This window comes from Mariniluteicoccus flavus, assembly GCF_054776655.1.
In genome coordinates this window covers 80,860-87,687 of the sequence record NZ_BAAHBN010000012.1, presented here as the reverse complement: position 1 = coordinate 87,687, position 6,828 = coordinate 80,860, and the positions used below count along the sequence as shown (strand labels likewise).

General features: G+C 71.0%; 5 protein-coding genes. 1 reads left to right on the top strand and 4 read right to left on the bottom strand.

What is annotated here, in order from left to right; genetic code table 11:
- Nucleotides 1–159 precede the first annotated feature (159 nt).
- Nucleotides 160–639 (top strand): GNAT family N-acetyltransferase, encoded by a 480-nt coding sequence (locus ACYVAG_RS15540; protein WP_460771149.1) that lies wholly within the window; start codon nucleotides 160–162, stop codon nucleotides 637–639.
- Here the strand turns inward: ACYVAG_RS15540 and ACYVAG_RS15535 are convergent.
- The 4 genes from ACYVAG_RS15535 to hrpA are packed head-to-tail and all read right to left on the bottom strand — an operon-like array spanning nucleotide 626 to nucleotide 6,774.
- Nucleotides 626–1,147: a mycothiol transferase gene (locus tag ACYVAG_RS15535; protein ID WP_460771147.1), complete on the bottom strand. Its 522-nt coding sequence runs from the start codon at nucleotides 1,145–1,147 to the stop codon at nucleotides 626–628. The two genes, ACYVAG_RS15540 and ACYVAG_RS15535, sit on opposite strands and share 14 nt — an antisense overlap.
- Nucleotides 1,144–2,028, bottom strand: coding sequence for an acyl-CoA thioesterase (locus tag ACYVAG_RS15530; protein ID WP_460771145.1), 885 nt, complete (start codon nucleotides 2,026–2,028; stop codon nucleotides 1,144–1,146). The genes ACYVAG_RS15535 and ACYVAG_RS15530 overlap by 4 nt, the downstream gene beginning before the upstream one ends.
- A complete protein-coding gene (locus tag ACYVAG_RS15525) occupies nucleotides 2,028–2,927 on the bottom strand; it encodes a PAC2 family protein (protein WP_460771143.1) in 900 nt (299 codons plus the stop codon). The genes ACYVAG_RS15530 and ACYVAG_RS15525 overlap by 1 nt, the downstream gene beginning before the upstream one ends.
- 10 nt (nucleotides 2,928–2,937) lie before the next feature.
- Nucleotides 2,938–6,774, bottom strand: a complete 3,837-nt coding sequence (gene hrpA / locus ACYVAG_RS15520; protein ID WP_460771141.1) for an ATP-dependent RNA helicase HrpA — start codon at nucleotides 6,772–6,774, stop codon at nucleotides 2,938–2,940.
- Nucleotides 6,775–6,828 lie beyond the last annotated feature (54 nt).

The following is a 6,828-nucleotide window of genomic DNA, read 5'->3' as shown; positions in this document are numbered from 1 at the left end:
GACCGACCCGACCGGCGCGCCCGGCAGCGCCCCACCCGACGAACCCCCACCCTTCTAACCCACCGCCGACCAAACCCGACCGCCGAGCCCCACCACCCCACGGTGCTGGGGCCACCGGCATGCCCGCGGTGCCCGCGGTGCCCACGTAGAGTTCCCCACGTGAGAGCCGATCCCGTCGCCGTTCGACGAGCACAGCCGGGTGATGTCCCGACCCTGGTCGCCCTGCGAGCGGAGATGTTCGACGCCATGGGCGTGGCAGCTCCAGACCCACAATGGCGGGAGAACGCGTACGCCTGGTTCGTCGGCCGGTTGGCCGACTCCTCCTACGGCATCTTCGTGGTGGACGCCGGCGAGGGAGTCGTCGCGTGCGCGATGGGGGCCATCCGCGACGCCGCCCCCTCTCCCGGAGTCCCCGACGGCCGCGACGTGCTGATCAGCAACGTGTGCACGTTCGCCGACCATCGGGGCCGGGGCCATGGCCGCCGCGCCTTCGAGGCCGTGTTGGAGTGGGCCCGGTCGACCGGCGTCGCTCGCGCCGAACTGATGGCGACCGCCGACGGTCGCGCGATGTACGAGCGAGCCGGCTTCCGGGTGGAGAGTTCCCCAGCGATGCGCGCCAGGCTCATCACTCCCCGGTGAGACCGCCCGCCAGCTCCACCGCGATGTCCAGATGACCCGCGTGCCGCGCGTACTCCTGCAACACGTGGAAGCAGGTCCACGCCAGCGACGCGGTCTCGCCCGCGTACCTGCCCTCGAACCGTGGCCCCGGCGGCGCCATCGCCTCCAGCGACGCCCCGGCGAGAATCTCCCGCGTACGCCGGCCCCCGTCGTGGAGCCGCTCGATCAGCGCGTCGAGGCTGGCTGACGGGTCAACCTCCCACCCCGCCGACTTCTCCGCACCGCGGTTGTCGCCCCACGGCTCGTCGACCGCCTCGCCGAGGAAACCCCACACGAACCAGCGCCGCTCCATGAACACCAGGTGCTGCACCAGCTCCAGCGGGGTCCAGCCCGACGGCACCACCGACTCCCGCAGCGCGGCCTCCGGCAGCGAGCGCACCTTCTCCTCCACCACATCGCGATAGAAGTCGAGGTAGTCACAGAACAGTGCCGGCACCTCCGACCCGCGACGCGGCTCGAGCACGCTCATCGCCGCGCCTCCAGCACCGCCTTCGACGGGCGGATCAGCCCCTCCTGGGCGCACGTCGCCACGAGGACGCCATCCTGATAGATGCGGCCCATCGACAGACCGCGGGCGCCCGACGCCGACGGCGACATCTGGTCGAACAGCCACCAGCGATCGGTGCGGACCGGGCGGTGGAACCACATGACGTGGTCGAGCGAGGCGGCCTGCACGTCCTGCGTACCCCAGCGAACGCCATGCGGCAGCACCGAGATCGACAACAGGGTCAGGTCGGACGCATACGCGAGGGCGGACTCCTGGATCATCGGCGTCTGGGGCAGGTCACCGTTGACGCGGACCCAGACCCGGGCGTACGCGGCGTGGGAGTGGGGGTCGATGTGGCGGCGCCCCGGCGCGTTCGAATCGCCGATGTAGCGGACGTCGAGCACGCCCCATTCCTGCTCCCACAGGTCGGGGCTCGACCCGGACGCCTTCGCGAGCACGTCCGACACGCGCGGGCAGCTCTCGGGGTCGGGCACGTCGGGCATGGGGTCCGCGTGGTCGAGCCCCTCCTCGGGGACCTGGAACGATGCGGCGAGCTGGAAGATGTGCTCGCCGTTCTGCATCGCCGCGACGCGGCGCTGCGAGAACGACCGCCCGTCGCGGGCGATCTCGACCTCATAGACGATGGGCAGCTCCGCGCGACCCGGGCGCAGGAAGTAGGCATGCAGCGAGTGGGGGCGTCGATCCCCCTCGACCGTACGCGAGGCCGCGGCGAGTGCCTGGGCCATGACGAGACCCCCGAACGTGCGCTGGCGACTGGTGTGGTCGTGCTGGCCCCGGAACAGGCGGGTCTCGAGCTGTTCGACGTCCAGCAACTCGGTCAGCTTGCGGATCTCCTGCGGCATCAGTGTCCCTCGTCGTCCTTCTTGTCCTGCTCGGCCAGGAAGCGCTCCAGCTCGGCACCGATCTCGTCGGCCGACGGCACGGGGCGTTGGGAGGTCCGCATGTCGTCATAGCCCTGCTCGAGCTGGCCCACGACCTCCTGGACCTCGGCCGAGGCCTGCATCTCGTTGGCGATCTCGGTCAGGTTCACGATCGCCTTCTCCTCCAGCACGCCGACCGGCAGCCCGAGGCCCGTCAGCTCGTTGAGCCGGTGGAGGGCGGCGATCACGGCCTGGTGGAACGGGGCCGATGCGAGGTAGTGGGGCACGTTCGCGGCGATGCCCGCCGCATCGATGCCGTGCTGTCCGAAGTCGAGTTCGAGGAGCGCGCCGAAGCTGCCGGGGATCTCCATGCGACCCACCCAGACGGGATTGTTGGTGCCGGCGAGCTCGGACCGCGTGCCATGCCCCGTCAGCAGCGTGGGCCGCGTGTGCGGCACTCCCATGGGGATGCCGTACGCCGTGACCGCCAGCCGCACCTCGAGGCGCTGGGCGAGCCCGCGTACGGCCGCGACGGTGCGCTCCCACTGGACGTCGGGTTCGGGGCCGGTCAGCAGCAGGAAGTCCTCACCGTGCGGCGCGGTGACCTTGAGGAGCTCGAGCTTGAACGGCTCGACCGACTTCCAGCGATCGGTGTCGAACACCATCACCGGGCGGCGCGAGCGATAGTCGTGGAGCTGGTCGACGTCGAACTGCGCCAGCGTCTCGTGGTCGCAGGTCTCACGGATGTGGGCGCTCAACGTGCGCCCGACGAGGCCGGCGTCGATGTAGCCGTCGAGGAGGTGGATGAGCACCGGGCGCTTGCCCCGCATCTGTTCCCAGAGGGCCGGGTTGAACTGATAGAGCAGTCGCGGATCGAGCATGGGGTCCAATCTAGCGGTGACGGCCGCGCGCCTCGGCGATCGCGTTCATGACGCGCTTGCGCGAGACGGGGGCGCGGGTGCCGAGCGACTGGGCGTACAGGCTGATGCGCAGTTCCTCGATCATCCAGCCGATGGCGTCGACATCGGGCGGCAGCGGCCCGGCGGGCAGTGCGGCGCAGAGCTCGGCGTACGCGTCCTCGACCGCCCAGACGGTCTCGCTGGCCTGGGCGTCGCGGGACGGGTTGTTCGCGAGGGCGGTCAGGCGCACCTGGATGCCGTGGAGATATTTGGGCAGGTCGGAGAAGTGGGGCTCGGGCGTGGCCGCGACGAAGCCCGCGAACAACAGGTTGTCGACCTGCTCCGAGGCGTCGGTGCGGACATCGGGGTCGGCGACCTGCTCGAGCGCGATGCGGAGTTCCTGGCTGCGGCGCAGGACCTCGGCGACGGTACGCACGACGGCGAGCATGCGCTCGGGGTTGTCGGCGCGCACGGCGTCGCACAGCGCGCGGAACTCCTGCTCCGTCGTGATGTCGGCGCCGTCGGTGCGGGCGGCGACGAGGTCCCCGACCGACTTCAGGCGGGCGTCGGCCAGCAGTGCCGGGACGGTCGCGTACGGGCTGTTGCCCAGCGACAGCTTGTCGGTCGCCGACAGGTGCGACACCACCCACTTGGTCGGGTCGGGCGTGTTCAGCAGCACCAGGCGGCGCAGGCCGCGCGGGCGGGCGCGGTCGCGGGCGGCGGTGGAGTCGTGCACCAGGACGGCGACCGAGGACCCCTCGTCGACGAGCCCCGGATAGCCGACCCCGCGCGACCCGACGGCGATCTCGGGCGCGATGGTGTCGAACTCCCACGACGTCGCGCCCGTACGCGCGGTCGAGCGCGCGGCCTGCGTCAGTCGCTGGGTCACCGTGGGCGCGAGCTCGTCTCGGAGCTCCTTGAAATCCTTTCCCCGCTTGACGATCCGGCGATTCTGGGCCGGGTCGACGACGGCGAAACCGACGCGCAGGTGGTCGTCCACCGCGTGGGTTCCCCAGGCGTCGGGCGGGATGACGGTGCCCTGCAGGCGGCGCAACGCGTCCCCCAGCGCCTCGGGGAACGGGACGCCCTGGCCGACGCCGGACGCCGCGATCTCGTCCATCGCTCGGCGGGCCCAGTCGGGTGCGGGCACGAACGAGGTACGCAGCTGCTTCGGCAGCGAGCGGATGAGCTCGGTGGCCAGCTCGTGGCGCAGTCCCGGCACCTGCCAGGTGAACGGCGCCGGCGTGAGCTGGTTGAGCAGCGGCAGGTCGATCTCCACGCTGACGCCGTCCTGGCCCGAACCGGGGTCGAAGACGTAGGTGATGGGCAGGGCGTGGCCGTCGACGTCCCAGTGGTCGGGGAAGTCGTCGGCGGCGGCCGCCTCGGGATCGGCCACAAGGTCGTCGAGCACGAGGTCGAGGAAGGTGTCGTCGTCGTGGCGCTTCTTCCGCCACCACGCGTCGAAGTGGTTCTGGGACACGACATCCAGCGGCACGCGCCGGTCATAGAAGTCGTAGATCACCTGGTCGTCCACGACGATGTCGCGGCGCCGCGTACGCTCCTCGAGCTCGGCGGCCTCGGCGCGGACGCGTTCGTTGCGGACGAAGAAGTGGTGGCGCGTACGCCAATCGCCCTCGACCAGCGCCGAGCGGATGAAGATCTCGCGGGCGCCGGCGGGGTCGATGCGGCCGTAGTTCACGGGGCGCTGGGCGATGATCGGGACGCCCAGCAGCATCACCCGCTCCATGGCGACGACCGAACCGGAGCGTGCCGACCAGTGGGGCTCGGAGTGGCTGCGCTTGAGCAGGTGGGCGCCGACCTCCTCGACCCACGCGGCGTCGATCCCCGCGACGTCACGGGCCCACAGCCGGGTGGTCTCGACCAGCTCTGACGCCATCACGAGCTCGGGCTGGGTGCGGGCCACCGAGGAACCGGGGTTGATGGCGAACCGCGCGCCGCGGGCGCCGAGGTATTCGCGCGGGCCACGGCGCCGCTTTCCCTGCTGGGGAACGGATTTCTTCTCCTCGCGCAGGTCGGCGAGCCCGACGTGCGACAGCAGCCCGGACAGGATCGCGGTGTGGATGCGGTCGGCCGACCCCGGCGCGGAGTTCTTGTTCAGCTTGAGTTCGCGGGCGATCTCCGACAGCTGGGCGTGGAGGTCCTGCCACTCGCGCACGCGCAGGAAGTTGAGGAACTCGTCGCGGCACATCCGCCGGAACGCGTTGCCGGACAGGTCTTTGCGGCGCTCGGCGAGGTAGTCCCACAGCCGCAGGTAGGCCATGAAGTCCGACCCGTCGGGGGTGGGCGCGTCGTCGCCCGCCGCCGCGTCGTCGGCAGGCATCGGCGCCCAGAACCGGCGGTGGAACACGTCTGCCTGCTCGCGCTTCTCGGTCGGTCGTTCGCGGGGGTCCTGGATCGTGAGCCCGGCGACGATGACCATGACCTCCCGCAGGCAGCCCTGCCGGTCGGCCTCGACGAGCATGCGGCCCAGGCGCGGGTCGAGGGGGATCCGCGACAGGCTGCGCCCGACGGGCGTCAGGCGCGGAGCCGTCTTCTTCGTGTCCTTGGCGGGTTCCAGTGCCCCGAGCTCGTCCAGCAGGCGTACGCCGTCGGCGATCTGCGATCCGTCGGGCGCCTCGACGAACGGGAAACCTGCGATGTCGCCGAGCCCGGCGTCGGCCATCTGGAGGATGACCGAGGCGAGGTTGGTGCGCAGGATCTCGGGGTCGGTGAACTCGGGACGGCTGAGGAAGTCCTCCTCGGAATAGAGCCGGATGCAGATGCCGGGGGCCACGCGGCCGCAGCGGCCGGCGCGCTGGTTCGCCGACGCCTGGGCGATGGGCTCGATCGGCAGCCGCTGGACCTTGGTGCGGGCCGAATAGCGGGACACCCGCGCGGTGCCGGGATCAACCACATAACGGATCCCGGGCACCGTGAGCGAGGTCTCGGCGACGTTGGTGGCCAGGACGATGCGGGTGCCGGTGTGGGCCGTGAAGACCCGGTGCTGTTCCGCGGCGGAGAGCCGCGCGTACAACGGGACGACCTCGGTGAACCGCAGCTTCATCGCCTCGAGCGCGTCGGCGGTGTCGCGGATCTCGCGCTCCCCCGACAGGAACACGAGGATGTCGCCAGGGCCCGCGGCCCGCAGCTCGGTCACCGCGTCGCAGATGGCGTCGACCTGGTCGCGCGGCTCGATGTCATTGGCCTCGCCGTCGGCCCCCTCGTCGCGGATCGGCCGATAGCGCACCTCCACGGGGAACGTGCGGCCCGACACCTCGATGATCGGCGCGGGGGTGCCATCGGGACCGGCGAAGTGCTCGGCGAAGCGCGCCGTGTCGATCGTCGCCGACGTGATGACGACCTTGAGGTCGGGCCGCTTCGGCAGGAGCTGTTTCAGATAGCCCAGCAGGAAGTCGATGTTCAGCGAGCGCTCGTGGGCCTCGTCGATGATGATGCAGTCATAGCGCTTCAGCAGCCGGTCGTGGGAGATCTCGGCCAGCAGCACGCCGTCGGTCATCACCTTGACGCGCGTGTCCTTCGACGCCCGGCGCGTGAACCGGACCTGATAGCCGACGAGGTCGCCGACCTCGGTCTCCATCTCCTCGGCCAGGCGCTCGGCGACCGAACGTGCCGCGATGCGGCGCGGCTGGGTGTGGGCGATGCGCCCGAGCCCCAGCTGGACGCACATCTTGGGCAGCTGGGTCGTCTTGCCCGACCCGGTCTCGCCGGCGACCACGACGACCTGGTGGTGGCGGATGGCGGACTCGATGTCGTCGACCCGCGCCGAGATCGGCAGGTCGGGATCGAACGTGATGACGGGCTCGGACATGGCTGGCCCAGCCTACGGGGCGCGGGCCCCGGCGTACCAATGGGAAAGACGGCC